We start from the raw sequence: 25,682 nt of genomic DNA on the forward strand, positions 1-25,682 counted from the left end.
TACGTCCGAGTCAGCCTACAGGTCTTCGAGGCGGAAGGTTTCGGCCAGGCGCACACCTTTTTCGGTGTGCTGCACCGTGCAGCAAGGCACCGTAGGGTCATGCTCCAGCAGCAGCACCCAGTTTTCGTCGGCGGCCCGGCGCAGCACGGCTTCCTTCTCGGTCATCGTCACCAGGGGGCGCATATCGTAGCTCATCACGTAGGGCAGCGGAATGTGCCCCGTAGAAGGCAGCAAATCGGCCATAAACGCCAGTTTCCGACCTTTGTAGTCCACCAGGGGCACCATCATCTTCTCGGTATGGCCGTCGGCAAACACAATTTCCCGCAGCTGTGACAATTCAGCCGGCACGCCCACAGCGGGGTCTACAAAGCGCAGATGGCCGCTCTCCTGGATGGGCAGGATGTTTTCCTTCAGGAAGCTGGCTTTTTCCCGGGGGTTGGGCTGCACGGCCCAGTCCCAGTGGGCCTCGTTGCTCCAGTACGTCGCGTTGGGGAAGGCCGGATCCAGCTTGCCGTCGGCGGAGCGCACCACCGAGCCGCCGCAGTGGTCGAAGTGCAGGTGGGTCAGAAATACGTCGGTAATGTCGGCCGAAGTGAAGCCCCGCTGCCGCAGCGACTTTTCCAGGGTATCGTCGCCGTGCAGGTAGAAATGGCCCCGGAACTTCTCGTCCTGCTTGTCACCAATGCCGTTGTCGACCAGCAGCAGGCGGTTGCCGTCCTCGATGAGCAAACAGCGCATGGCCCAGGTACACATGTTGTTGGCGTCGGGTGGGTTGAGCTTCTGCCACATGGATTTGGGTACTACGCCAAACATAGCGCCGCCATCGAGCTTGAACAGGCCGGTATCGAGGGTATGAACCGTCATTGGGAAAGGAGGTTAGGTGGGAGTCAGGGAATCGGCGGAAAGGTAGCAAGGAATAAAAAAAACGTCATGCCCGGCTCCGCAGAACCCAGCATGACGTCTTCCTTACGCCGTTAAGTTGTGTGGCGGCAGCGCGTTATTCGATAACCACGCCCATGGCCGAAAACTTATCAATCCGCTGGCTGATACGCTCCTCGGCGGGTACGGCTTCGAGCTCATCCAGGGCTTTGATCAGGGTTTTCTTCAGGGTGTCAATCATCTTGGCCGGGGCCGTGTGAGCACCACCCAGGGGCTCCTTCACGATGCCGTCCACCAGCTTGGCGGCCAGCATGTCGGTAGCGGTGAGCTTGAGGGCCTGGGCCGCCTGCTCCTTGTAGTCCCAGGAGCGCCACAGGATGCTGGAGCACGACTCGGGCGAAATAACCGAGTACCAGGTGTTTTCCAGCATCAGTACCCGGTCGCCGATACCGATGCCCAGGGCCCCGCCCGAAGCGCCTTCGCCGATAACGACGCAGATGACGGGCACCTTGAGCATGAACATTTCCTTCAGGTTGCGGGCAATGGCCTCGCCCTGCCCCCGTTCCTCGGCTTCCTGGCCCGGGAAAGCGCCCATCGTGTCAATCAGGGTGACGATGGGCTTATTGAACTTCTCGGCCAGCTTCATCAGGCGCAGGGCCTTGCGGTAGCCCTCGGGGTTGGCCATACCGAAGTTGCGGTACTGCCGCTCCTTGGTGTTACGACCTTTTTGCTGACCAATGAACATCACCGAGCGGCCGTTCAGGTCGGCAAACCCACCGACCATGGCCTTATCGTCGCCCACGGTCCGGTCGCCGTGCAGCTCCACAAATTTGGAGGTCATGCCCTCGATATAGTCGAAGGTGTAGGGCCGGTCGGGGTGGCGCGAGAGCTGCACCCGCTGCCAGCGGGTGAGGTTGGTATAGGTTTCCTTCTTAAGAGCCTTGATTTTAGCTTCCAGGGCCGTTACGGCTTCCGATACATCAACCTGGCTGTCGAGAGCCAGTTGTTGCATTTCGCGGAGCTTGCCTTCGAGGGCAGCAATGGGTTGTTCGAAATCGAGGAGCATCGCCGGGGTGAATGCGTCAGGGGTGGCAGAAATGGAACTGGGTTGAGGTTGCCCGAAGCAGCCCCAGAGAAAAGCAAAGGTAAGCGAAACGCCTCCATACGTGCCGCCTGGGGCCGGGAATGATTTTTTGAAAAAATAATGTCGCTGAAAAACAGCCAGAAAGCTCGGCCGCAGCAATTTATTTGCAGAAAAAGCCGCGCTAGGGTTGTGTAATCTAAACGGAGCCTCTACTTTTGCACCACTTCAACGGAACGCAGCTGGCTTCCGGGAAGAAAATGGTTCGGTAGTTCAGTTGGTTAGAATGCCGCCCTGTCACGGCGGAGGTCGCGGGTTCGAGTCCCGTCCGGACCGCAAAAGGCTCTTAGCATCACGCTAGGAGCCTTTTTCGTTTTTAGCCCTCCCGTCTGCAAACCCTGTAGCATCAGCCAATGCCCGCCGCATTTGCTACTTTGCCGCCATGAAGTCTCCCCTAAGCCTGCTGGCAACCCCGGCCCCCGTAGTCCCGCTGCTCGAAACGCCCGACTTGCTCCTGCGCGGCCCTCGCCTCAGCGACTTACCCGACGCCGCGGCCATGCATACCGACCCGGATTTTTATCGTTTCCTGGGCAATAAGCCCCAGTCTCAGGAAGACGTGTGGCGCCGCCTGCTGGGCCAGCTTGGGCACTGGGCCATGCTTGGCTATGGCTCCTGGGCTATTGAGGAAAAAGCTACCGGCCGCTACATCGGCACCGTCGGCTTCTTCGATTTTCAGCGCGACCTAACTCCTTCCATCAGCGGCGCGCCAGAAGCCGGCTGGGTGCTAACGCCGAGCGTGCACGGCCGCGGCTTTGCCAGCCAGGCTCTGCAGGCGGCCTTTGGCTGGGCAGAGGCGCATCTGGCCGCCGACCGTATCACCTGCATCATCGACCCCGACAACGTGGCCTCTTTGCGGCTGGCCGATAAGTTTGGCTTCCGGGAATTTGCCCGCACTACCTACCACGACGCCCCTATTGTGCTGCTGGAACGGCGCCGCTAGGCCCCTACCCCAGACGCCAGTCTGCTCCTGCTGGCTTGAAAAGGACTAGCCGTCCAAAAATTAATGTCGCTTAAAACCAGCTACAAAGCCTCGTCACGCAGCTTTTTTCGGCAAAAACATTGCCCCAGGGTTGTGTAATCTAAACTGAGCCTCTACTTTTGCATCACTTCAACGGAACGCAGTTGGCTTCCGAAGGAGAAAATGGTTCGGTAGTTCAGTTGGTTAGAATGCCGCCCTGTCACGGCGGAGGTCGCGGGTTCGAGTCCCGTCCGGACCGCAAAGGCCCTTCAGATTCGTCTGGAGGGCCTTTTGCTTTTTATGCCTTTCGCTTTTAGTAGGTTCGCCCGCGCTTCAGTAAGTTGATATTGCTCACCTGATCTAAATATAAAAAGTCGGGCCCCGGTTCGTAGTGAACCGGGGCCCGACTTTTTAGCTAGTGCCAGCTCTTAGCGTAGCACCAGCTTGGTGGTGGCTCCATCCTGGGCCCGCACCACGTACAGGCCGGGCGTGAGCCCCTTGGTTTCGACCTGCGAGGCCTGCCGCAGCTCCCGCACTGGCCGCCCGAGTACGTCGGAGAGCGTGCCGGTGACGGGGCGGCTGAACTGCACCACACCACCCGTCGTCGGGTTGGGGTAGACCAGCAATGGCTGGGCCGCGGCCTGGGCCGGCGTAGTGGCCGTAACGATGCCACGCAGCTGTACCCCGTACACGGCCACCGTGCTGCTGACCTCATTGGCCAGAATCACCAGCGGCTGCCGGGTCGGGCTGTTGGCGGCCGAAACGAATACGATGCCCTCGGGGCCCTGGTCGCCGGTGCCGGCGGTGGTGCTGCGGTTGTTGATGTACTCTACCAGCCGCGGCTGGGCCGGGTCGTTTACGTTGAATACGGCCACGCCGCCGATGCGCTCCAGGGACACAAAGGCATACACCGTGTCGCGCAGGACGGCCGTGGTGACGCCTTCCGGCTCGGGGCCTTTGTCGTCGGAGCGGTTTTTCCGGACAGGTACGCCCGTGCTGTTGCTGGCGTTGAAAATGCTGCCAAAGGTGGCATCGGTGCTGGTGAGGCGTTCCAGAAAGTCGCCACTATCGTGGACCAGGGCGCCGGTGGTGGCATTCAGAATGCTAAAGGAGCGGCCCCCGAAGGCGTAAATCTGGTCGAAGTCGCCGTCTCCGTCGGTGTCGCCGAGCTTGTTGGTTACGTTCAGGCGGCCCAACGCCTGGGTGTTCTTGAGCAGGGCCGCCTGAGGAAAGGCCGTAGCATCGAGCGGGTAGGCCGCGTCGCCAAGGCGCACGGCTTCGGTCAGGGCCGAGTATTCGCGGGCGTCGCCTTCGTTGGCCGTGAGCAGGTAGCGCTGACCAGCTACTTCAAACGTGGCCAGGGCGTCGGGCTGGCGCATGCCGCGGATGGGCCAGTTGGCCAGCAGCACGTCGGGCGTCTGGTCGGAAGCATCGAGGGCAAAGCCGGGCTGGCTGTGGTCCTGGTAGCCCAGGGCCCGTACGCTGGTGAATTGCTTGGTCGTCAGGTCGAGCGTGGCCAGGGCGTTATTTTCCTGCAGCGTAATATAGGCCGTGCGCGAGTCGGCCGATACGGCTACGTATTCGGGCTCCAGGTCCTGGGCCACGGTGCTGGGCGTAGTAGCCGTGCCGCCGTAGAGGCGGATGCCGTCGGCGCGGAGCTGGGCAGCCTGGCCGTTATAGTTGGTAAAGCCTACCGTCGTCACGCTGGCCTGGGTTAGGCCGGCCACTCCCCCGCTGAAGTCGATAACCGAAACCGAGCCTTCCGGATCAGTGCTGTAGTCCGACTTTGGCTCGCCTTCGTTGGCCGTCAGCAGCAGACGGCCGTCGGGCGAGAAGGTAATCATGTCGGGCAGGGCCCCTACTGCTACCTGCTTGAGAAACGTGCCGTTCTGGTCGAAGAATACCACACTGCCGTTTTGCTGCGGGTTGGTGTTTTCGACGGCACAGGCCACCACACCATTGCGCACGGCCACGGAGTTGATGTTGCCATAAGGCAGAATGTTTACTGACGAAACCGGCGTAAGTGCTCCGTTGCCGGCCAGACTCAGAATGTCGAGCTTGCCCCCTACCGAGTTGGCCACGTACAGGCGCTGGGTAGTAGGGTCGTGGGCCACGATTTCGGCCGAGTTGGTACCGGAAGCGCCATTCTGGTAGCTGCCCAGGTGACGCAGCGTAAAGCCCTTGGTCTGGGTTGGAGCCACCCCGTCATTGTCCTTGATATAGACCAGGAACTCACTGGCCCCGGCGGCCAGCGTGGCATTGGTGGGGTTTTGCAGCTTCAAACTGAAATACTCTGCTCCCTCAGCCAGGGCATCATCGGTCAGCGGAATCACCAGGCTTTGGTCGGCGGTGCTGCCGGCCGGAAACGTGAGGGTGCGGGGGCTAGCATAGGTAAAATCGGTACCAACCGTGGCAGTGCCCAGGCCGGGCTGCAGGGCCACTTCTACAGTGCTAGCCGTCGTGCCGGGGTTCTGAATGCTGACCGGAAGGGTAATAGTGCCGGCGTTTTCGTTGACCACGGCTGAGCTGGCAGCCAGGCGGATGGTGGGCGTGATGGCCACGGCTGAGCGGGTCAGTTCTACCTCATCCCAGGCGGCCCAGTCGTCGTTGCCGTTCTGCTTGGCGGCCAGGCGCAGGCGCACGTGGGTGCTACCGGCCGGAATAGATACGGTTACGGTTTGGTAGGACCGGGTGTCCTTGCTGAGCTGCACGTAGGTTTTGGTGGCCGGCCAGGTCGTGCCGTTGTCGTACTGCACCACGTAGGCCAGGGAATCCGGGCCGTCGAAGGCGTTGGTGAAGTATTTAAAGCTGACTGTATTTGCCGCGCCCGTTCCGGTTTGCAGCTGCACCGGAGCAAAATCCAGGTAGTGCCAAATCAGCACGTCGTTGGTGGCCGGATTTTGCAAGTCCTGCATGCCCCAGAGCGTAGCCCCGGCGGCGGGCAGGGCCTGCACGCTAGCCGTGCCACTGGTTGTGCCGATGCTGGGTACGGCGGCCCAGGTATCGGTCAGGCTGGGGAAGCTGTAGGTGGCCGGGGTTGGGGTGAAAGTCCAGGTGTCGGCGGCACTGGCTTCGAACCCCTGGCGCAGGGTTTGGGCCTGGGCCGCGGGCCGCGAAAGGGCAAGTAAGCTTAGCGCGGTAGCGCCCAGAGCGTAGAGTTTTGATGGCATCAAACAGGAACTTGGTGGTTGAATGCATCAAAGCTACCGGCAGTCTGTTACGGCATGTTTATGAGTCAATTACCGAATTGTGAACAGGCTTATTCAACCGCTTTTACCCAAATGTTTATACCCGGGATTCGCCTTTATACTGCTCCTGCTGCTGCCTTCCCGGCCAGAAACTGCTGGTACCAGCGGCCCGAATCCTTGACGGTGCGCTGCTGGCTTTCGAAGTCGACGCTGACCAGGCCGAAGCGGGGCTCGTAGCCTTCGGCCCACTCGAAATTATCGGTAAAGGACCAGGCAAAATACCCGTCCACAGCTATTCCTTCGCGCTTGGCCCGCAACACCTGCCCGATGCAGGCCTGCAGAAACGCCTGCCGCTCGGGGTCAGCCAGGCAACCTAGTTGCGGGGTCGGGTCGGGAAAGGCCGCGCCGTTTTCGGTAACAATCAGCCGGGGAGCATTAGGATAAGCGGCAAACTGCCGGAGCATGTGGTAAAGGCTTTCAGGATACACCTCCCACCCCATTTGGGTATAAGGCACGCCCCGCAGCTTGGCGCCTACCAGCGTGGCCCAGGCCAGGGGCACGTAGGGCGAAAAGCGCACAACCTCCCGGGTGTAGTTCTGCACGCCCAGAAAGTCGAAGGCGAAGGGCAGCCGGGCCTCGTCGCCGGGGCGGATGTAGCGGTCCAGCCAGCGGAGCACGGGCAAGTCGGCGCTGGGGTAGCCCAGGCCCAGGGCCGGCTCTACGAACAGGCGGTTCAACAGCGCGTCGGCGCGGCGCAGGGCCCGCGCGTCCCGCCCCGACTCCGGCCGCCAGGGCGTCAGATACGAACAGGAAAAGGTAGTACCAATCTGGGCCCCGGCCGGCAACGCGGCGCGCAAGGCCCGGCCGCCTTCGGCCTGGGCCAGGGTTGCGTGGTGCACCGAAGCCAGAAACCCGCCCAAACTACGCCGCCCCGGCGCGTGCAGCCCCAGCAACTGCCCCGCCCCGACGAACACCATAGGCTCATTGAGCACCATCCAGTTCGTGACCCGGTCGCCGAGGCGGGCCGCCACGTGCTGGGCGTAGTCGGTGAACCAGCCCACCACGTCGCGGTGAGCCCAGCCCCCACGACGCTGCAGCTCGGCCGGCAAATCCCAGTGGTAGAGCGTGAGCCAGGGCGTAATTCCCCGCTCCAGGCAGCCATCCACCAGCCGCTCGTAGAAATCGAGGCCGGCGGCATTGACCGGGCCGGTTCCCTGGGGCTGCACCCGCGACCAGGCCACGGAAAAGCGGAAATCGGGAATTCCCAGCTCCTGCAACAGGTCTACGTCCTGGGGCCAGCGGTGGTAGAAGTCGCAGGCCACATTGGCCGTTTCGCGGCGGCGAATTTTGCCGGGCCGGCGCACAAACTCGTCCCAGATACTGGGCCCTTTCCCGTCCAGGTTCCAGGCCCCTTCGGTTTGGTAAGCCGCCGCCGACACGCCCCAGCGGAAGTCGGGGCCAAAGTCGGCGCGGGAAAACTGGACGGGCGTGGTCGACGGAAAAAAGGCGGCGGGCAGGGCCGCGTCACGTTCAGGCATGTGCTACTAACGAAGGAAAAGCCGGGCCGGCCGTACCGGCCGCGGCACTTAGCGGACCAGCACCGGCAACTGCTCCAGCAGGAGCTTGTCGAGCACGGCCTCGGTTTGGTCGGGATACTGCACCGGCACGGGGCGGCCGGAGCGCAGCCAGTCGTCGAGGGCCACCAGGTGCTTGTCCTTAAGGCTCTTGACGACCGGCACGCCCAACCGGGCCAGGGCCGCCGCGTTGCAGGCCTGCTCGTACTGGTGCTTCATGGGAATGACCAGCAGCTTTTTGCCCAAGTACAGGGCCTCAGCCGGCGTTTCAAACCCCGCCCCGCAGAGCACCCCGGCGCTACGGGCCAGGCTGTCGGTGAAGGCCGCGCCGCTCACGGGCCGCACCCGCACGTTGCCGTGCTCCGACTCCTGGGTGCTGTGCTTGGAAAACACTTCCCAGCGCGTGGCCCCGCTCAGGTAGCGCAGGCGCCGCACCAGGGTTTCCTCATCGAAGGCGGGCAAGTACACTGTGTAGTGGCCGTCGTTGCGCGGGGCCAGCTCCCGCACCTGCCGCCGGATAACGGGGGTGTGAATGCCGGGCTCGTACTGGTCGAAGTGAAAGCCGTAGTGGGCCGTGGCCGGGGCGTAATGCCGCAGCACAGCCCGGCCGATGAGGTCTTCCTTCTCGGGGCGTGGAGCATATTCGCTCAGCACGGCACTTTGGTGGCTCAGTGCCACGCAGGGCACCCGCCGCAGCTGGCAAGCCCAGGCCGACACGGGCTCAAAGTCACTGATAACCAAATCGTAGTTTTCCACCGGCAGTTGGCGAATTTCGCGCAGAAAAGCGGCCGAATTAAGCTGCCAGAAGGTTTTGACGAAGTTGACCCCGCCTTTCTTGCCGAAGATAAAGCCCATGCCGTGACAGCGGTAGCGCACCGGAAAAGGCAGGACAATATCGGCTGGCGGGCCGCTGAGCAGCACATCCACGCGGCTGGCCCGCTGCTGGAGCAGGGGCACGATATCGAGGGCGCGGCTCAGGTGGCCGTTGCCGGTCCCTTGGATGGCATAGAGAATTCGGGGCATTAGCAGCAGAAAATTGGCCGGAGGAAAGTGGCTCGGGGCAGGCTCATTCGGGGCGGCGGTGCAGTTGAAACTCCACCAGTAAGTCGCTGAGCAGCTCGGCCACGGGCGCGTCGGCGGCTTGGTCGTGGGCGTCGGCTGGGGCGGCAGGCTGCTGCATGGCCGCATCGGCGGCGTAGCGGTAGAGCTGCCACCCGGTATCAGCTGCGTACTCCAGGGCCGTTAGGTTTTCGACCCAGTCGCCCGAGTTCAGGTAGGTTACGGGTCCGCGGGACGTGGGCAGCTCCTTTATTTCCGGCTGGTGAATATGCCCGCAGACCACGAACTGGTAGCCGCCCTCCCCGGCAATGCCCGCGGCCGTCTGCTCGAAGTTACTGACCAGGTTCACCGCGCCCTTCACCCGGTCTTTCACCGCCTTCGACAAGGCTACCCGCGGCCGACCAAGCTTGTGCAGCAGAAAATTGACCACCCGGTTGAGCACAATCAGAAAGTCGTAGCCGTGGGCGCCAAGCTTGGCCAGCCAGCGCGAGTGCTGCATGGTCACGTCGAATACGTCGCCGTGAAAAAACCAGGCCTTGCCCGCCGGCAGCTCCAGCACCAGCTTATTATCAATGCGCAGATTGCCCAGACGGGTGCCGGCAAACTTGCGCAGCAACTCGTCGTGGTTGCCGGTCAGGTAGTGAATATGGGTGCCTTTGGCGGCCAGCCCGGCCAGGTAGCGCACCACCCGCATGTGGGACGCGGGCCAGTAGTTTTTGCTGAACTGCCAGATGTCGACGATGTCACCGTTGAGCACCAGCACCTTGGGCTTCACGCTTTTGAGGTAGCGCAGCAGCTCAGTGGCGTGGCAGCCGTAGGTGCCCAGGTGCACGTCGGAAACGACCACCACGTCGAGCTTGCGCCGCCGGGGCCGGGGCTCACGCATGGCGGGGCAGCGTTAGGCGGCCAGTGGGCACGGGAGTGTCCAGGGCGGTATTTTTGCGCCGGAAAGCTGACGACAGCCCGGCCACCGAATGCAGGGCAAAGGCCAGCACCAGGGCCAGCTGAAACAGCGCGTAAGCCAGCCACCGCAGCAGGCGCCGGCCAACAGGAACAACCACGGGAGCAGGCATAGAATCAGAACGTTTGACCCACTACAAAGCTCGCCACCGCGTGTGACCTGGGCGTTACCCTGGGGTTATGACTAGGTCACGTTTTGGTTGACCTGCCGATTGGCGGGTTGCGTCGCTTGGCAGCCGGGGTTGAACGAAGCCCCTATGGACGTGTCGCGCACTTGCGTACCTTTGTGGCATGGTGGTCTGCCCACTCCCCTATATTTCCCTTTTATCTCTTGATGAAAAAGCTTTTCCTCCTCGTTGCCCTGCTTTCTTCCTTTGCCGCCTCCGCCCAAATGGTGACCCCGGAGCGCAAGCGCTATATGCGTCCTAAGAAGGACGAAGAATGTGCCTTGGTGCAGAACGTGACGAAAAATACCGACGAGGATTCCCAAAAAGATGCCTCCATGACGCGCGTGGCTTACCGGCCCTACGCCGAGCTGGTCACGGCCCTCAATGCCATGCGTGAAATGAACCGCTGGGCCGACAGCACCTACCAGCGCCGCTTCAAAAACCTGCCCCTGGGCGGGGAGCTGCAGGTGACCATGTACCGCCGCGGCGCCCAGAACGCCGACCCCTCGGCCCTGGCCCTGAAAGCTACCACCAAAGACGGCAAGGAAGTGCTGGCCCAGACCCTCACGGCCGGCACCGGCCGCTTCTGGAACCAGGACCAGTACAAGAGCGAGCGGGTTATTCCATTTGTAAAAATGGAGACGCCTCAGCCCTTAACCCTGGTTATTTCCGATGCCAAGCTAAAGCAGGACTTCGAATACATCATCAACGTTCAGTAACTACCTGAACGTCGTTAAACATAAGGCCGAGTGAGGTTTACCCCACTCGGCCTTATGTTGTCCGGCTTTTATAAATAGTAAAAACCGGCTTTCTCCAGCTTACCCAAAAGGCTTACCGGAGCTGCGCCCACTGCACGGCAATCAGGGTTTTGGCGTCCTCCCAGGGTTCGGCCACGAGCTCGTCGTAGCTCAGGTAAACGACGTCGATATTCTCGTTTTCGTCGGCTACGCCCCCACCCGCGCCAGTCTGCCGGCTCACTTCGGCGTAGTAAAGCCAGAGCTGCTCGGCGCTGCCACCGGGCGAAGAGTAGAAGTTGCGGATAAAGGTTATCTGGTCGACTTCGTAGCCAAGCTCTTCCTGAATTTCGCGCCGCATGGCGTCTTCTGGGTTCTCACCTGCCTTATCGAGCATGCCGGCCGGAATCTCCAGCACCTCTGCTTCGGCCCCGACGCGAAACTGTCGGACAAAGATGTAACGCTGCTTTTGGGTGTCGAAAACCAGGGCTCCGACGGCTTGCCCAGGCTCAAAACGCTCCCGCTTGAGCTGCTGGTCGCCGTCCTGCACCAGCAATTGCGTAAGTTTGTAGAATCCGTCGTGAAGGATTTTGCGGTCGGTGATGTTCATAAATAAGTAAGGTTAGTGACTTTTCACTGGCCGGCGCGTACAACCGCCGGTGTGCTGCCTGGCTTATACGCTGGGCGCGGCCCAGGGCTTCGGCCGGGCCAAAGGTTTCTTTTTCCGCCAAATTAATCCGCTTACCCGCAGCCTGCTTTTTAGAAAAAAGGCTGCACCGGCCGTTTCAAGTAGTGCCGCGGCCTTTTTTCTTTTCCATTTCCTTTCTGATGACGTTCGACGAACTCAATCTAATTCCGCCTATCCTGCGTGCCTTGCACGAGGAAGGCTACACCACCCCCACGCCCATTCAGCAGCAAGCCATTCCGCACGTGCTCGACGGGCGCGACCTGCTGGGCGTGGCCCAAACCGGCACCGGCAAAACCGCGGCCTTTACCGTTCCCATTCTGCAGATTCTGAGCCAGACGGCCAAGCTGCAAAACCAGTCGCACTCCCGCATCCGCTGCATGGTCCTGACTCCTACCCGGGAGCTGGCCATCCAGATCGGGGAAAGCTTTGCCGCCTACGGCCGCCACTTACCCTTGCGCCACACCGTTATTTTCGGCGGCGTGGGCCAGTTGCCCCAAACCAATGCCCTCAAGCGCGGCGTGGAAGTGCTCATTGCCACGCCCGGCCGCCTGCTCGACCTGATGAACCAGGGCTTCGTGGATCTGCGCCACATCGAGGTATTTGTGCTTGATGAGGCCGACCGCATGCTCGACATGGGCTTTATCAACGACATCAAGCGGATTCTGCCCAAGCTGCCGACTTCCCGCCAGACGCTGTTTTTCTCGGCTACCATGCCCGGGGCCATCCAGGAGCTGGCCGGCTCCATTCTGAAGCCGAACCCGGTAAAAGTGGCCGTGACGCCCGTTTCGAGCACCGCCGACACGATTACCCAGTCGGTGTACATGGTGCCTAAAAACGACAAACCCGAGCTGCTGGAGCACATCCTCAAGGATAAGAACATTAAGCGCGTGCTCGTCTTTACCCGCACCAAGCACGGAGCCGATAAAGTCGTGAAAACGCTGGCCAAGGCCAACATTCCGGCCGAAGCTATTCACGGCAACAAGTCCCAGAACCACCGGCAGCGGGCCTTGTCGAACTTCAAAGCCGGCAGTACCCGCGTGCTGGTTGCCACCGACATTGCCGCCCGCGGCATTGACGTGGACGAACTGACGCACGTGATTAACTACGAAATCCCGAACGAGCCCGAAACCTACGTGCACCGCATTGGCCGCACCGGCCGGGCTGGTGCTGATGGCGTGGCCTTGTCCTTCTGCGACGAGGAAGAGCGGGCTTACTTGCAGGACATCCAGAAGCTGATTCGCCGTCAAATTCCGGTAGTTTCCGACCATCCGTTCTTCAGCGTGTTCGTGGTGCCCGTGCCGCTCACTGGCGGCCCGGCCATTCAGCGTCCCAAGGGCCCGGCGGGGCGGGCTCCCCGGCCCGGCCGTGGTGGTGAGGCCCGCCCGCCCCGCGCGGCGGGCTCTGGCCAGGCTTCGGGTCGCTCCGGCGGCGGCACTTCCTCCGGCCGGGGCGAGTCGCGGCCGGCTGCTTCGGGCGGGGGCCGCTCTTCTTCGGCTAATGCCAACCGCCCCGCCGGTGAGCGGACTCCCGGTAGCGGCAGTGGTGGGGGGCAGCGGCGGCGTTTCCGCGGCGGCAATGGCGGCGGAAGCCGGTAACGGTAGCTGACACACTTTTGCTTTCTCCAAAAAGAGCGTCCGAACCCTAGTTTGGACGCTCTTTTTATGCCTGTTTCGTTTAGAGAATAAGCTAAGAGTACTGCGTATCAGCGCAGAATTATCAATCGAACCAAAGTTGGTTTCGACGGATACTGCCGGCGGTTGAAACAAAAAAAGCTGTTTCCAGCTTATTAACGCAGCCGTTTGATCTTGTTTTTCCTTCTTTCTTTATTCCCGTAATTAGTATGGCCCTCAGCACATTTCCTGTCATTCAGGCCCTGCGCGACACTGCCCAGCGCCTTGCCACGCAAGCGCCCTACCAGTGGGGCCACATGGGCAGTTGCAACTGCGGCCACTTGGCCCAGACCGTTACCCACCTGACCAAAGCCGAAATCCACGCCCGCGCCATGCAGCGCTACGGCGACTGGGAGCGGCAGCTACTCGACTATTGTCCCACCAGTGGCCTGCCCATCGACCAGACCATTGATGAAATGCTGGCTCTGGGCTTTACCCGCTCCGATCTAACTCATCTGGAGCGCCTTTCCGACCCTACCATCCGGGCGGCTATGCCTTTCGAGCGCCGCAACGCGCTACGCCACAACTACCGCGACGACGTGGTGTACTATATGCAAACCTGGGCGCAGCTCCTGGAAACTCAGCTGCTGGGCACTATCCAGCTACCCACGGAGTTGGTTGGGGCTCTGGCTCCGCTGCCCGCCCCGGTCGCCAGCTAATAGAGCAGACAGGCCGCTACACAACCCGAAATGCCAAAGCCCCGCCGACTGTCGTCGAGCGGGGCTTTTATTTTTGGCGGGCACTTTAGCGGTACCCCCTAAGCAGATATTACTGGGTTACGTTGCTGCGCTGCGCTTCCCGGTACATTTCGGCCCGGTGGTTACGCTTATAAGCAGCATCAGCGTTGGGGTCCTTCTCAGGGTCAGGAGCTTGCTCGCAGGAGGCGAGGAACAACGAGCCGCAAGCGGCAATCAGGAAGAGCAGACGGGACTTTTTCATGGCCCAAAGGTAAGCACCGTCTCTAAAACAGCCAAGTATTCCGACGCATCTCTACCTGCCCAGCGAGTAGCAGCTACGCTTTTGCTAGGGCAAAGAAATGTAACGCGGCTAGCCCTGCTGCAATATCCCGTGTCCCACTCTCCACCTTTGTTACATTTGACAACTGGCGTATTTACTTAATTCTCTACGCAGGACTCCACTTCAATTCATTTCTCTGCCCCAAATTCAGCTTCTAGGCCTCAGTAATAAAACAGAACTACCTCGCTAAATCCGTTAGCGCCGGAACCGTCGCCTGATATTGCCTTTTTCCACGGCTACCACTTGTCAAACCTCTTAGCAAGCAGCAAGCTGTATTGCCGAATACCTCATTTTCTTAACCATCTTTATTAAATTAGACTAATCTTCTAAAAACGAGTCTAAGCCAAATACCATATTCGGGTTAACTTCTACTTTATTTTTGTCTCATATATTCTCTGAAATACAGAATGTTAACACACAAATATCTCCTTCGCTATACATACACGCACAAACTCTCCCGCACTATACTTATCCGGAGCACAACAATAGGCTAACACACTACCAAAATGCCGGAGAGGATGACGAGAATAGCGGAAAAACAGGGGAGCCTTTTTACACTCTGCCAAATTGTACTACCTACTCAGTGCGCCCACAATCAAGCTGTTTAGCGCTACCCAATAGTCAATAAGCGTTACTCCGGCTGGTAGTCGGCAAAGGTGCCGTCGTGGTAGAAGATGACGATACGCCTAATCTTCTTACCTGGCTCTGCCAAAGCCAACAGGGAAGCTGCTGAAGGTGCCATCAGCTCGTTTTCGTTGGTCGGTTTAGTAGCAGTTGATATTGGCGGTGCCACGGGGGCAACAGGCGCTGGGGCAACCAGAGCTTCAGCCACGGGCGTAGGTGGGGCAGGCTCCGCAACGGGTAGGCTTTTAGCTGCTGGTGGCGGCAAAGTAGCTTCAAGAGGGGCAACCGGTGGGATAGGCGTAGACCTTGCCCGTTTTACGGCTGTTTCTGTAGCCTCTACAGCACGCTCGGGTTCCTTGATGGGGGTGAGCAGAACGGGGGGCTCGGGCTCACTAGAGGGCAGCATAGGGCCAGTACCACTCAGTAGCCAGGCTAACGAAAGATCCGGGAAGGCCCCGATGATCTTCTGCACTACTTCCAAGCTAGGCTTGTTGCGTCCACTCAGAATATGGCTTACAATAGGTCGAGCCACCCCGATAACATCCGCAAATTGAGTAGGGCTCAACTGCCGGGCTTGTAACAGGGCTCGAATACGCTCAACCATGAAAGTACAATCTAGATTTACAAATGTACGAAACTACCGATGGGCTGGAGAACAAGTTTTACAATAAAACAGATGTAAACAAACAACATAATGAGCGATTACTTTTGTATACAGTGTTATTATCCCTCCCATACAGTTTACAAAACTAAAACATTTGTAAACTATCAATTTACTCTATCCAGAGAATGCATTGAGTTTGTATCAGTCCATACTTAGGGCGTATTAATTAATGGGCGCCGTACTTGCTGGGTTACTAGTAGCGAGGAGCTGAAACGAAAACAGGCTACCGGCAATTCTTGCCGGTAGCCTGTTTGTAGCATAGTTATTTTCCTGGCCCTGCCTAGTCGAAATACTCCCGTGCCAAAGCTTTGTCGTGGTTATAAATGTCGTCGCGGAAGTGTAGGTTTCCAGCCTCGTCAACCCAGGCCGTGAAGTACACCAGGTACACGGGAAGTTTTTCCTTCAAAGAAACATACTTCTCCTTGCGGTTGGCAATGGTATCCTGAATGGTTTGCAAGTCCCAGCCCGGCTTGTCACGCAACAGGTACTCGGCTAGTTTCAGCGGCTCCGCTACTCGTACGCAACCGTGGCTGAAGCCCCGCTTGGTCTGGCTAAATAGCTCGTCGTGGGGCGTGTCGTGCAGGTAGATATCGTTCGAGTTAGGGAAGATGAACTTCACCTCACCCAGGTCGTTCTTGGGCCCAGGACGGCGCCGGACCGTGTACTTGAACGTCTCCTGCCGGATGCTCGACCAATCGATAGAGCCGGGGTCAACGGCTACTGCTTTTTTGCCATAGCCTTTTACCACTTCCATATCGAGCCGGTCCAGGTAGCTGGGGTTGTTGATCAGCTTCGGCTTTAACTCCTTCTCAATAATGCTCCACGGCACGTTCCAGTAGGGCGACAACACTACGTATTCCATCTTGTCGCTGAACACGGGCGTAGCGTTCAGGGTCTTGCCCACGATGACGCGCATATCGAAAACTTCCTTGTTATTTTCGATGACGTGCAGCTTGTAATCCGGAATATTGACCAGCAGGTAGCTGGGCTCAAACTTCTTCGGAATCCAGCGCCAGCGCTCCATATTCAGAATGATCTGATCGATACGAGCCGAGATAGGAATGTTCAGGGCTTTGAGCGTTTCGCCGCTCACGATGCCATCTGCTTTCAGGCCGTTGAATTCCTGAAACTGCTTCACCGCATTGACCAGTTCGCCAGTGTACTTCTCGGCGGGGGCCGCTGCGGGAGTTACGTTGCCCGTACTTTGCACCGGCGTTGCATTCGCCGCCGGAGTAGCCGGGGCCGCAGGTTCCGCCGCAGCGGTGCCACCCAGCAAGCGCTTACGCAACAGCGCTACCGCCGGCGATGCATCACCCGGCTTGATCTTGGTGGTAGCGGGCAAGGTAGGCCAGCCACCATTGCGCTGCACCGTGCGGTAGTCGGCCAGGGCTTTCTTGAGCCGGTCGTATTCGGGGTGCAGGGGCTCAAACTCGTAGTATGGGTAGGTACTCTCGCGCTCCTTGAGGATAGTCATCAAAGCCTTGTGCAACTTTATCTTGTTGCGCTTGACCTTCCAATCAATGCTTTTTACCTCGCGCGGATTTACTGTTCCCCGATAAAAATCGGAAGCCCAGTTAAAGTAAGTACCTGATAACGCGACATCTATCTCCTTTTCCAAGGTATTGCGCTTGGTCGAGTCCGACTTAGACTTTTCAAACTCGGCGAAGAGCTTGTCGAAGTCCTTCACCTTGTAGTCGCGGGGGTCGAGGCCTTCGTCGGCAGCCTTATTGATAACGCTGAGCAGGGTTTTGGCCTGGGGTACCAGTTCGTGGTTGCGAAACCAACCGAGGCGGTAGTCCCGCTCCCGGTAAAACTTTTTGCCCCATTCCAGCTGATCTTTGAAGGCGGGTTCAGCCGTCATGTAGCGGATGACGAAGGTGCTGTCGAGCGTGGGCTGGGCTCCACCGGCGATGGTAGGGCCGCCGGTTACGGCGCTCTTAATTTTATCTTTCTGATCCTGGCTGCATGCCGTGCACATCATGCTCAGGCTGATCAGCCAGAACAGGAGGACGGTAAGAAAAGCCGGATGATTTACTTGCTTCATGTAGGTAGGTGTGGTGAGAGAGGCAGAGTCGGCTACCGCTGCTACAGGTCGATTAGAAAGCTGACCAACGTGCGGCGTAACCCTCTGCGCGTTTTACTGCTTTCCGAGCCCTGGGGTTGTCGGGGAAGCAGAACCGCACCACGCTGCAAGATACTAGTTTTGCCGCTACTGGTTTGTGCAGCGGCCCCGCAAATTCCCCTCGGGGTTTAGGCTATATTTGCCGCCTTTCCCGTACAGGACAGGTACTGTTCCGCTTCTTCGGCTTCTGACGATATGTTTACTCCCGACCCGCATAGCTACGCCCGCCCCGCCCAGGTACAGGTGCGTCACTTACACCTCGACCTCCAGGTTGATTTCTCGGCCCGCACGCTGCGGGGCCAAGCCACCTGGCAGCTCACCAACCACACCGGTGCCACCGAGCTCTGGCTCGACGCCCGCACTCTAATTGTGGAGGCCGTGCACCTTGATGGTCCCACCGGCCCACTCACCGATTTCGAACTGGGGGCCGGCGACCCGGTGCTGGGTCAACCCCTGCGCATCACGGTACGTCCCGACACGACAGTGGTCAGCATTCAGTACCATACCTCGCCCGGGGCAGCGGCTCTGCAGTGGCTAACGCCCGAGCAAACGGCCGGCCGGGAGCAGCCGTTTCTGTTCACCCAGTCGCAGGCTATCTTGGCCCGCACCTGGATTCCGTGCCAGGACTCGCCCGGGGTGCGCTTCACCTACGAGGCCCGGGTGCAGGTACCGGCTCAGCTGCTGGCCTTGATGAGCGCCGAGAATCCGCAGCAGCTCGACCCACGCGGCGAGTACTCCTTTAGAATGGAGCAACCTATTCCTTCCTACCTTATGGCCCTGGCCGTGGGTAACGTGGAGTTTCAGGCCCTAAGCACCCGCACCGGTATTTATGCCGAGCCCATCACCCTGCCCAGCGCCACACACGAGTTTGTAGATCTGGAAAAAATGGTGGCCGCCGCCGAAGATCTTTATGGCCCTTACCGTTGGGACCGGTACGATTTGCTGGTATTGCCGCCCAGCTTCCCATTTGGCGGCATGGAAAATCCACGTTTAACATTTGTAACACCCACCATTTTGGCTGGCGACCGAAGCCTGACCAGCTTGGTGGCCCACGAGTTGGCCCACTCCTGGTCGGGCAACCTGGTGACTAACGCTACATGGAATGACTTCTGGCTGAACGAGGGCTTTACAGTGTACTTTGAGCGCCGCATTATGGAGCGCCTCTACGGCAGCTCTTACTCGGATATGCTGCAGGTGTTGGGCCACACCGGCCTGCTGCATACCGTGGAAGAGCTTGGCGCAACCAGCAAAGACACCCACCTCCACCTCGACCTGGCCGGCCGGGACCCCGACGAAGGCCTCAATGAAATTGCTTACGAGAAGGGCGACTACCTGCTGCTAACCCTGGAAAAGCTGGTGGGCCGCGCCAAGCTCGACACCTTTATTAAGGAGTACTTTGCCCGCTTCAGCTTTCAGTCGATGGATACGGTTTCCTTCGTGGCCTACCTGCGCCGGGAGCTGCTCGACAACGAGCCGGCCCTGGAAGCCAAGTTGCAGCTCGATGCCTGGATTAATGGCCCCGGCGTTCCGGCGGCGGCTCCACCGGTGGCGTCGGAGCGTTTTGCGGCCGTGGAAGCGGCGTTGCAGAAATGGCAGCAAGGGTCACCGGCGGCAGCTCTGCCCACAACGGAGTGGAGCTCCCACGAGTGGGTGCACTTCCTGCACGGCTTACCCAAAAGTTTGTCGCCACAGCAATTGGCTGAACTAGACGCGGCCTTCGGGTTTACCCAGTCGGGCAATGCTGAAATCCTGGCAGCCTGGTTTCCGCTGGCACTGGCCGCCGGCTACTCTCCTGCCGACGAAGCCACAGAAAACTTTTTAACCAAGGTGGGGCGGCGCAAATTTCTGGTCCCGATTTACAAAGCCCTGCTGGCCGTGCCGGGCGGCCGGGCGCGGGCTCAGCGCATCTACGCCCAGGCGCGGGCTAATTATCATTCGGTTGCCACCAGTACCTTCGATACGATGGTAGGTCAAACAACTTAACTTGCCGTTGAGCTCCGGCAGGTGTGGCCTGAACCTTGCTGGCCCGTTCGGAGTTATTTTCCTTTCGTTGTCATTAAAGTTGATTTGTCGCGTTGAAAGCATCTAAACCTCTCGGGAAGTTAATTGCCATCGGAGGCAATGAGGATAAAGGCACCTACCCCAACCCGCGTACCAAGAAAAAATACTACCTCAACTTTTTTGAGCTCGGTATTCTCAAGCGCGTCGTGACGGAGTCGGGCAAAGCCAATCCGCGCATCGAGGTCATCACCACGGCCTCCATGATTCCGGAGGAAGTTGCCAAGATTTACGTGTCGTCGTTTGCCATGCTTAACTGCATGAACGTGGGCATCCTCGACATTCGCACGCCGGAAGATGCGCAGCAGCCCGAGTACCTGGCCCGCCTGCTCGAAGCCGACATCGTAATGATGAGCGGTGGCAACCAGTCGCGGCTGAAAATGATGTTCGGAGAAAGTGAGTTTCTGGACCGGATGACGGCCCGCTACTACAATGAGCCCAACTTCGTTATTGCTGGCACCAGCGCCGGGGCCATGGCCATGTCGCACATCATGATTATGGGCGGCAGCGTACCGGATGCTCTGATGAAAGGTGCCGTCAAGATTGGCACTGGCCTGAGTCTGAACCGCAGCGTGGTCATCGACTCGCACTTCGTGAAGCGAGGCCGCTTCGGCCGTCTGATGGAAGCCGTAGCGTTGCACCCCAAGCTCATCGGCATTGGTCTGGGCGAAGATACCGGGGTGTTGATTACCGAAGGCAACATCATTGAAACTATCGGCTCCAACCTAGTCATCATCATGGACGGCCACAACCTGCAGCATAACAACGCGGCGGCGGCCAAGAAAGGGGCGGCGCTGTCGATGGAGAACATGACTCTGCACGTGCTGGCCAAGGGCAACACCTACGACATCGAGAACCGTAAGTTCTACGCCGACAAAACGGCCTACGCTCCGGCTCCCACCGTGTCGCCGGAGCCGACGCCCGAAACATCGTCTGCTCCCCAAACGGCCACGGCATAGGCATCTGTACCTGCCTATATGCAGAACGCCGACTTTCGAGAAGAAAGTCGGCGTTCTGCATTTGACGTTTTATAAGCAAGCAAAAGACGATTTTTACTCCTTATATAATAGGCGCTAAAATACCCACCTGGTATTCCCGGTTCCGTCCTCAGATTTAGGACAGACATCAGGTAGAGATTTTCGCGGCAGCAGAGCAGCCTTAGTCCTTATAAATCCCCACGTATAAAGGGCCATTGGAGCTGAGGCTGGCGCGGTACATGCCGTCGGAGTTAAAGGGCAACGCAATCTGACCGGTGCTGTCGACGGCCACCAAGCCACCTTCCCCGCCAACCGGCGCAAGCTTGTCGTGCACCACGATACGGCAGGCTTCGGCCAGACTCAGGCCGCGGTATTCCATGAGGCAGGAAATATCGTGGGCCACCACCGCGCGCAGGAAAAATTCGCCGTGCCCGGTGCAGCTGATGGCGCATGTGCGGTTGTCGGCAAAGGTGCCCGAGCCGATGATGGGCGAGTCGCCGATGCGGGAGTAACGCTTGTTGGTCATGCCTCCGGTGGAAGTGGCGGCGGCCAGGTTGCCGTACTGGTCGCGGGCCACGGCCCCCACAGTACCCATTTTTTTCTTCGGGTCTTCATCCACGAAAGCCACGGGCTCTTCCAGCGGGGCCTTGACGGCCTGGCTATGATCGAGGCGCATGCGTCCTTCGGCCAGCGCTTCCTGGAGCTGGTCGAAACGGTGCTGGGTGAAAAAGTATTCGGTGGGCTGCATCGCCAGACCAAATTCCCGGGCCAGTTCTTCGTTGCCGGGATAGGCCAGCAGCACGTGCTCAGTTTTGTCCATCACCAGGCGGGCGGCCCGAATCGGGTTCTGAATGTGGCGGGCCCCGGTTACGGCCCCGGCCGCACGGTTGCGGCCGTCCATCAGGGAGGCATCCATTTCGTGGTGGCCTTCGTGGGTAAACACCGCGCCGCGGCCGGCATTGAACAAGGGGCAATCTTCGAGACTAATGACGGCCGCTTCTACCGCATCGAGAGCCGCGCCACCGTGGCGCAGTACGTCGTAGCCGGTTTCCAGGGCGGCCTGCAACGCCAGGCGGTAGTTCTGTTCGGCTTCAACCGACATCAGGGTGCGGGAGATGGTACCGGCACCGCCGTGCAAGGCCAAAGCAAGAGGAAAATCCATTGGATGGGGGGTTATTTAGAGGGCTGAGGGCAAGATCGAAAGGCAAAGATACGCAGCTCCACGGTCCGGATTTTGGGCGGCGTGGATAGCCATAACGCGTTTTTTTTCGTACGTTTGAAGTAAGGATTTACCCACTTAACGATTTTTTTTATGGCTTACGACGCTACCGGCCGCCTGCACGAGATTTTTGACGAACAGCAGGTGAGTGAGAAATTCCGCAAGCGCGAATTTGTGCTGGAAGTTCAGGATGGCCAGTACCCTGAGCATATCAAGTTCCAGTTGGTTCAAGATAAAACGGCCCTCATCGACTCCTACAAAGTAGGCGACGAGGTAAAAGTTACCTTCAACCTGCGTGGCCGCGGCTTCAACAAGAACGGCCAGATGCTGTACTTCACCAACCTGGAAGCCTGGCGTATTGAGGCTGGCACGGGCGGCGGTGCTCCCGCTGGCGGTGGTGGCTACAACCAGCAAGCGGCTCCCCGCGCTGCTGCTCCTGCTCAGAATCAGAACCCGAACCTGCGCGCTGCACCCGCAGCTCCCATTGCCGGCGACGACGACAACGACCTGCCCTTCTAAGGCAAGCACCGTCGGGCGCTAGCCCTGCACTTGTACAAAACGGAAGCTGGAACTCCTCTCTGGGAGCACCGGCTTCCGTTTTGCATATAGGCCCAGCTGGCATCTTCTGTTAAAAAGGAAAACTTCCGGGTATCGTTTTATCGTTTAGGAACTGTTCTGTGGCTATGCCGTAGTTCATCAATTGCTTTTCCTGCCCTCCTCCTTCCGCCCGCTCATGGCTGCGCTTGCTGATTCCCATTCGCTGAATGGAAAAAATATTCTTATTACCGGCGCCTCGGGTGGTATCGGCCAAGTTACGGCCCGGGAGCTGGCCCGGCGCGGTGCCCACCTCATCTTGGTGTGCCGCAGCCCGGAAAAGGCCGAGCAAACCAAGGCCCTGATCCAACAGGCTACCCCCGAGAGCACGCCCGATATTCTGCTCTGCGACCTGTCGCGGCTCAGCGAAGTGCGCACCTTGGCAGCGGAAGTGGTGCGGCGCTACCCCAAGCTGGATGTGCTCATCAACAACGCCGGCCTAATGCCCGGCCCGCTCACCATTACCGACGAAGGCCACGAGCTGAGCTGGGTTACCAACCACCTGGCCCCGTTTCTCTTGACCAATCTATTGCTGCCGCTGCTGGATGCGGCCGGTCAGGCCCGGATTATCAATGTGGCGTCGGAGGCGCATTGGCTGGGGGAGATTGAGCCGGCCCAGACCTTCCGCAACGCCCCCGACAAGTACAGCTCGTTTACGGCCTACTGCGACTCGAAACTGGCCAACATTCTGTTTACCAACGAGCTGGCCCACCGCCTGGAGCTTACCGGCATTACGGCCAACTGCCTGCACCCCGGCATCGTGGATACGGGCCTGGTAAACCCGGGTAGCTCCCGGTCCATGAAGCTGCTGTGGTGGCTGGCCCGCCCGGTGATGGTGACGGCCGAAGTAGGCGCCAAAACCACGATTTATCTGGCCACCGACCCGCAAGTAGCAGCCATCAGTGGGCGCTATTTCAAGAACAGTAAGCCCGCCCGCACTTCGGCTACAGCCCAGAACCGGGCCGAAGCCAGCCGACTGTGGCGCATTTCAGAAGAAGAAGCAGGCCTGGATTAGTCTCCTTGCGTACACTAACCGGGAGCGGGGCCAGCCTGAATTGGCTGGCCCCGGTTCTCAGCAGGCACTACGGAACCTATGTCAGAACTACAGGAACTCATCCGGCACGGCGAGGGCGAACGGCTGGAATTCAAGAAGAAAACCACCCATCCTACCCGTATTTCCCGGACCCTGGCCTCGCTGGCCAACACGCACGGTGGCCGGGTGCTGGTGGGCGTCGACGACGATGGGCGCATTGTGGGTGTGCGCGACGCGGAAGAGGAGATGTACGTGCTGCGCCTGGCCGCCGAACAATACATTGACCCGCCCATCCCACTGAATTTCAAGGAAGTCGAGGAAGAAGGCCGCACCGTGGTGATTGTAACCGTGCGCGAAAGTACCCACAAGCCTCACCGGGCCCAGGTGGCCGAGGGCGACTGGCGCGGCTACGTGCGAGTGCGCGACGAAAGTGTGCAAACCAGCGGCCTGACCGAAAAAGTGCTGGAGCGCCAGCAACCCCAGCAGTTTGAAAAGCTTCCGCTCAACCGCCACGAGCTAGCCGTGCTCGACTACCTGCGTAAGCACCCGCGCATCACCCTGGCTCAGTACATGAAACTCGGCAACCTGGGCAAGCGCCGGGCCTACCAGACGCTCATCAAGCTCACGCTGCACGGCTACATCCGTCACCACGACAAGGAGAAGGAGCCGTATTACACGCTCTGATCCACGATTAGTCTCTTCGCAAAACCCGAATGGCTAGGTGCGAAGTCTCCAGTTTATGCCCCAAGTTTAAGCGGCATTGCTCCAAGCCTTCGTCTTAACTGCTTAAGTCATGGTCACGGCTTTTCCCGGCTTAGCTACCCAGGGCCCCGTTGCCTTACCCCTACCTTCAAAACGCAAAAATCCCCGGCAGCTGAGTTCAGCTACCGGGGATTTTTGCGTTTCAATAACTAGGAGCGGGTTATTCGCTGCTGCTGTTTTTGGCTTTTTTCTTCTCGTCTTTGGCGGCTTTTTTCTCCTTGGGAGATTTAGCGGGCTCCTTCTTTTTCTCTTTGCGGGCGTCTTGTGCTTTAGCCATGGTGGAGTATGATTGGGTAGAAGATGGGTTTCCTGCTTCCTAACGCAGTCGGGCGGGTCGGTGTTGTGCCTCCGGGGTTCTAAACTAGCCCGGGCAGGTACCGTTCGCGCAGGATGCTCAGATGGTGCAGCTCGTGGCCGGGAATGATGAACAGCAAGGCCCGCACGCTGGCTGGCCCGCCATTGGCCGTGCCGGTGCGCGCCAGCTGGGTTTCCGAAAACGACCGAAACAACGACAGCGTGGCGGCGCGCACCGAGGCGTACTCATCTAGGATATCGCTCAGGTCCCGCTCGTTGGCTTCGGAATTGGGCACGTAGTCGTCCTGCTCGAAGCCGGGCAAATCGGTTTTGTCGTTCCGGGCCATCCGCAGAGCGCGGTAGGCAAAAATCCGCTCCGTATCGATGACGTGGACCAGCATTTCCTTAATACTCCACTTGCCGGGGGCATAGGCAAAACGCGCCTGCTCGTCGGTGAGCTGGCCCACGGCCTGCTGCAGGGCATCGGGCAGCTTGTCCAGCATGTAGAGCGGGTCGGCGCCCTCGGGAATGTGGCGAATGTAGGTGTCGTAGTAGGGCAAATACTGGCCCTCGATGGGCCGCTCGGTGGTAGACATAGACGGTGGAGCTTGGTAGCGGGGCGAAGGTAACCAACTTCCCGGGCTGGGGCTGCGTACACGCTGCAAATATTCGCTCCTAACCCCTCCCCCTCGACTATGTCGTCACTCGCCGAAAAAGGTCTGTCCATTTCCAAGAATGCGCTGTTCAGCGTTTTTATGAACCGCGCCGGCCGCCTGTTAGGCCGCCCTTTTAAAGTAGTACTGGTCCTCAACGAAGTAGCCAACAAGCTGGCCGACAAGAAAAGCGGCGACAACAAGTTCAAGCAGCTGCTGGACGTGATGCTGACCGTGGTGCGGCTGGTGAAAAACTACGTGAGCGGCTCCTACCGTCAGATTGAAACCCAGACTATTCTTTCCGGCCTGGGCGTGCTGCTCTACACCCTCTCGCCCATCGACCTGGTACCCGACTTCATTCCCGTCGTTGGCTTTCTGGATGATCTGAGCCTCATGAGCTGGTTTGTGGGCGCCTTCCAGGAGGAAATTACCCGGTTCCGGGAGTGGGAGAAAACCCACGCCAGTGAAGCCGAGGAAGCCGAAAAAGACCTAGTGCCTGCCGCCGTAGCCGTAGATACCGATAAAGCCACGCCTGCCGTAGCCGAGCTGGGCCATTCGTAAGCGCCCCGCACTTTTGCGCTGCCCTTGAACCCCAACCGAACCGGTTGGGGTTTCTTTTTTCAGTGACCCGGTCCCAAAGTCGGACG

23 protein-coding genes, 2 tRNA genes and 1 pseudogene are annotated in these 25,682 nt (G+C 59.4%); 12 read left to right on the top strand and 14 right to left on the bottom strand.

Annotation, left to right across the window (positions count from 1 at the left end; translation table 11 throughout):
- Positions 1–15: 15 nt before the first annotated feature.
- A complete protein-coding gene (locus MUN80_RS19400; protein ID WP_244715415.1) occupies positions 16–864 on the bottom strand; it encodes an MBL fold metallo-hydrolase in 849 nt (282 codons plus the stop codon).
- Between the two features lie 133 nt (positions 865–997).
- Positions 998–1,945: an acetyl-CoA carboxylase carboxyltransferase subunit alpha gene (locus MUN80_RS19405; RefSeq protein ID WP_244674556.1), complete on the bottom strand. Its 948-nt coding sequence runs from the start codon at positions 1,943–1,945 to the stop codon at positions 998–1,000.
- A gap of 277 nt (positions 1,946–2,222) precedes the next feature.
- Between MUN80_RS19405 and MUN80_RS19410 the strand changes: the two genes are divergently transcribed.
- The 3 genes from MUN80_RS19410 (at position 2,223) to MUN80_RS19420 (ending at position 3,237) form a co-directional block, all read left to right on the top strand.
- Positions 2,223–2,296: transfer RNA gene (locus tag MUN80_RS19410), tRNA-Asp, on the top strand.
- A 106-nt stretch (positions 2,297–2,402) separates the two neighbouring features.
- Entirely contained in the window at positions 2,403–2,960 is a 558-nt protein-coding gene (locus tag MUN80_RS19415; protein ID WP_244715417.1) for a GNAT family N-acetyltransferase, read from the top strand.
- A gap of 203 nt (positions 2,961–3,163) precedes the next feature.
- Positions 3,164–3,237, top strand: a tRNA-Asp gene (locus MUN80_RS19420).
- A gap of 169 nt (positions 3,238–3,406) precedes the next feature.
- Here MUN80_RS19420 and MUN80_RS19425 read toward each other — a convergent pair.
- The 5 genes from MUN80_RS19425 to MUN80_RS19445 form a co-directional block, all read right to left on the bottom strand.
- On the bottom strand, positions 3,407–6,148 hold the full coding sequence (locus MUN80_RS19425) for a choice-of-anchor I family protein (RefSeq protein ID WP_244715419.1): 2,742 nt from the start codon (positions 6,146–6,148) through the stop codon (positions 3,407–3,409).
- Positions 6,149–6,282: 134 nt separating this feature from the next.
- A complete protein-coding gene (locus MUN80_RS19430; protein WP_244715421.1) occupies positions 6,283–7,704 on the bottom strand; it encodes a GH1 family beta-glucosidase in 1,422 nt (473 codons plus the stop codon).
- 48 nt (positions 7,705–7,752) lie between these two features.
- The gene (locus tag MUN80_RS19435) at positions 7,753–8,763 is read right to left on the bottom strand and encodes a glycosyltransferase family protein (protein WP_244715423.1); all 1,011 of its coding nucleotides are present in this window, start codon (positions 8,761–8,763) and stop codon (positions 7,753–7,755) included.
- Between the two features lie 43 nt (positions 8,764–8,806).
- The gene (locus MUN80_RS19440; RefSeq protein ID WP_244715425.1) at positions 8,807–9,685 is read right to left on the bottom strand and encodes a UDP-2,3-diacylglucosamine diphosphatase; all 879 of its coding nucleotides are present in this window, start codon (positions 9,683–9,685) and stop codon (positions 8,807–8,809) included.
- A complete protein-coding gene (locus MUN80_RS19445) occupies positions 9,678–9,872 on the bottom strand; it encodes a hypothetical protein (protein WP_244715427.1) in 195 nt (64 codons plus the stop codon). Before MUN80_RS19445 ends, MUN80_RS19440 begins: the two co-directional genes overlap by 8 nt.
- A 221-nt stretch (positions 9,873–10,093) precedes the next feature.
- Here MUN80_RS19445 and MUN80_RS19450 point away from each other — a divergent pair, with 221 nt between their 5' ends.
- A complete protein-coding gene (locus tag MUN80_RS19450; RefSeq protein WP_244715429.1) occupies positions 10,094–10,645 on the top strand; it encodes a hypothetical protein in 552 nt (183 codons plus the stop codon).
- 112 nt (positions 10,646–10,757) lie between these two features.
- On the opposite strand, the gene MUN80_RS19455 is transcribed toward MUN80_RS19450, so the two are convergent.
- Positions 10,758–11,270, bottom strand: coding sequence for an NUDIX domain-containing protein (locus MUN80_RS19455; protein WP_244715431.1), 513 nt, complete (start codon positions 11,268–11,270; stop codon positions 10,758–10,760).
- Positions 11,271–11,488: 218 nt separating this feature from the next.
- Between MUN80_RS19455 and MUN80_RS19460 the strand changes: the two genes are divergently transcribed.
- Positions 11,489–12,943: a DEAD/DEAH box helicase gene (locus tag MUN80_RS19460; protein ID WP_244715433.1), complete on the top strand. Its 1,455-nt coding sequence runs from the start codon at positions 11,489–11,491 to the stop codon at positions 12,941–12,943.
- A gap of 245 nt (positions 12,944–13,188) precedes the next feature.
- Positions 13,189–13,677 (top strand): hypothetical protein, encoded by a 489-nt coding sequence (locus MUN80_RS19465; protein ID WP_244715435.1) that lies wholly within the window; start codon positions 13,189–13,191, stop codon positions 13,675–13,677.
- A gap of 109 nt (positions 13,678–13,786) precedes the next feature.
- On the opposite strand, the gene MUN80_RS19470 is transcribed toward MUN80_RS19465, so the two are convergent.
- The 4 genes and pseudogenes from MUN80_RS19470 to MUN80_RS19480 all read right to left on the bottom strand — a co-directional run bounded on the left by MUN80_RS19470 (position 13,787) and on the right by MUN80_RS19480 (position 17,367).
- Positions 13,787–13,957, bottom strand: coding sequence for a hypothetical protein (locus MUN80_RS19470; protein WP_244715437.1), 171 nt, complete (start codon positions 13,955–13,957; stop codon positions 13,787–13,789).
- Between the two features lie 709 nt (positions 13,958–14,666).
- On the bottom strand, positions 14,667–14,867 hold the full coding sequence (locus MUN80_RS19475; RefSeq protein ID WP_244715439.1) for a hypothetical protein: 201 nt from the start codon (positions 14,865–14,867) through the stop codon (positions 14,667–14,669).
- Positions 14,868–15,095: 228 nt separating this feature from the next.
- Positions 15,096–15,263, bottom strand: a pseudogene (locus tag MUN80_RS26230) (helix-turn-helix transcriptional regulator); the annotation flags it as partial.
- Positions 15,264–15,603: 340 nt separating this feature from the next.
- Complete coding sequence (locus tag MUN80_RS19480) at positions 15,604–17,367, bottom strand: L,D-transpeptidase family protein (RefSeq protein ID WP_244715441.1); 1,764 nt, start codon at positions 17,365–17,367, stop codon at positions 15,604–15,606.
- Between the two features lie 273 nt (positions 17,368–17,640).
- Between MUN80_RS19480 and MUN80_RS19485 the strand changes: the two genes are divergently transcribed.
- Positions 17,641–19,428, top strand: a complete 1,788-nt coding sequence (locus tag MUN80_RS19485) for a M1 family metallopeptidase (protein ID WP_244715443.1) — start codon at positions 17,641–17,643, stop codon at positions 19,426–19,428.
- Between the two features lie 92 nt (positions 19,429–19,520).
- Positions 19,521–20,462 (top strand): cyanophycinase, encoded by a 942-nt coding sequence (locus MUN80_RS19490; protein ID WP_244715445.1) that lies wholly within the window; start codon positions 19,521–19,523, stop codon positions 20,460–20,462.
- A gap of 199 nt (positions 20,463–20,661) precedes the next feature.
- Here the strand turns inward: MUN80_RS19490 and MUN80_RS19495 are convergent, their stop codons facing one another.
- A complete protein-coding gene (locus MUN80_RS19495) occupies positions 20,662–21,642 on the bottom strand; it encodes an isoaspartyl peptidase/L-asparaginase family protein (RefSeq protein WP_244715447.1) in 981 nt (326 codons plus the stop codon).
- Positions 21,643–21,792: 150 nt separating this feature from the next.
- Here MUN80_RS19495 and MUN80_RS19500 point away from each other — a divergent pair, with 150 nt between their 5' ends.
- The 3 genes from MUN80_RS19500 (at position 21,793) to MUN80_RS19510 (ending at position 24,010) form a co-directional block, all read left to right on the top strand.
- Complete coding sequence (locus MUN80_RS19500; protein ID WP_226180213.1) at positions 21,793–22,218, top strand: DUF3127 domain-containing protein; 426 nt, start codon at positions 21,793–21,795, stop codon at positions 22,216–22,218.
- A gap of 214 nt (positions 22,219–22,432) precedes the next feature.
- Positions 22,433–23,308: an SDR family oxidoreductase gene (locus tag MUN80_RS19505; RefSeq protein ID WP_244715449.1), complete on the top strand. Its 876-nt coding sequence runs from the start codon at positions 22,433–22,435 to the stop codon at positions 23,306–23,308.
- Positions 23,309–23,386: 78 nt separating this feature from the next.
- On the top strand, positions 23,387–24,010 hold the full coding sequence (locus MUN80_RS19510; RefSeq protein ID WP_244715451.1) for an AlbA family DNA-binding domain-containing protein: 624 nt from the start codon (positions 23,387–23,389) through the stop codon (positions 24,008–24,010).
- Between the two features lie 434 nt (positions 24,011–24,444).
- Here the strand turns inward: MUN80_RS19510 and MUN80_RS19515 are convergent, their stop codons facing one another.
- Positions 24,445–24,978 (bottom strand): DinB family protein, encoded by a 534-nt coding sequence (locus tag MUN80_RS19515; protein WP_244715453.1) that lies wholly within the window; start codon positions 24,976–24,978, stop codon positions 24,445–24,447.
- Positions 24,979–25,077: 99 nt separating this feature from the next.
- Between MUN80_RS19515 and MUN80_RS19520 the strand changes: the two genes are divergently transcribed.
- Positions 25,078–25,596 (top strand): YkvA family protein, encoded by a 519-nt coding sequence (locus MUN80_RS19520; RefSeq protein ID WP_244715455.1) that lies wholly within the window; start codon positions 25,078–25,080, stop codon positions 25,594–25,596.
- Positions 25,597–25,682: the final 86 nt, after the last annotated feature.

The sequence above is a fragment of the Hymenobacter cellulosivorans genome (assembly GCF_022919135.1).
GTDB lineage: Bacteria > Bacteroidota > Bacteroidia > Cytophagales > Hymenobacteraceae > Hymenobacter > Hymenobacter cellulosivorans.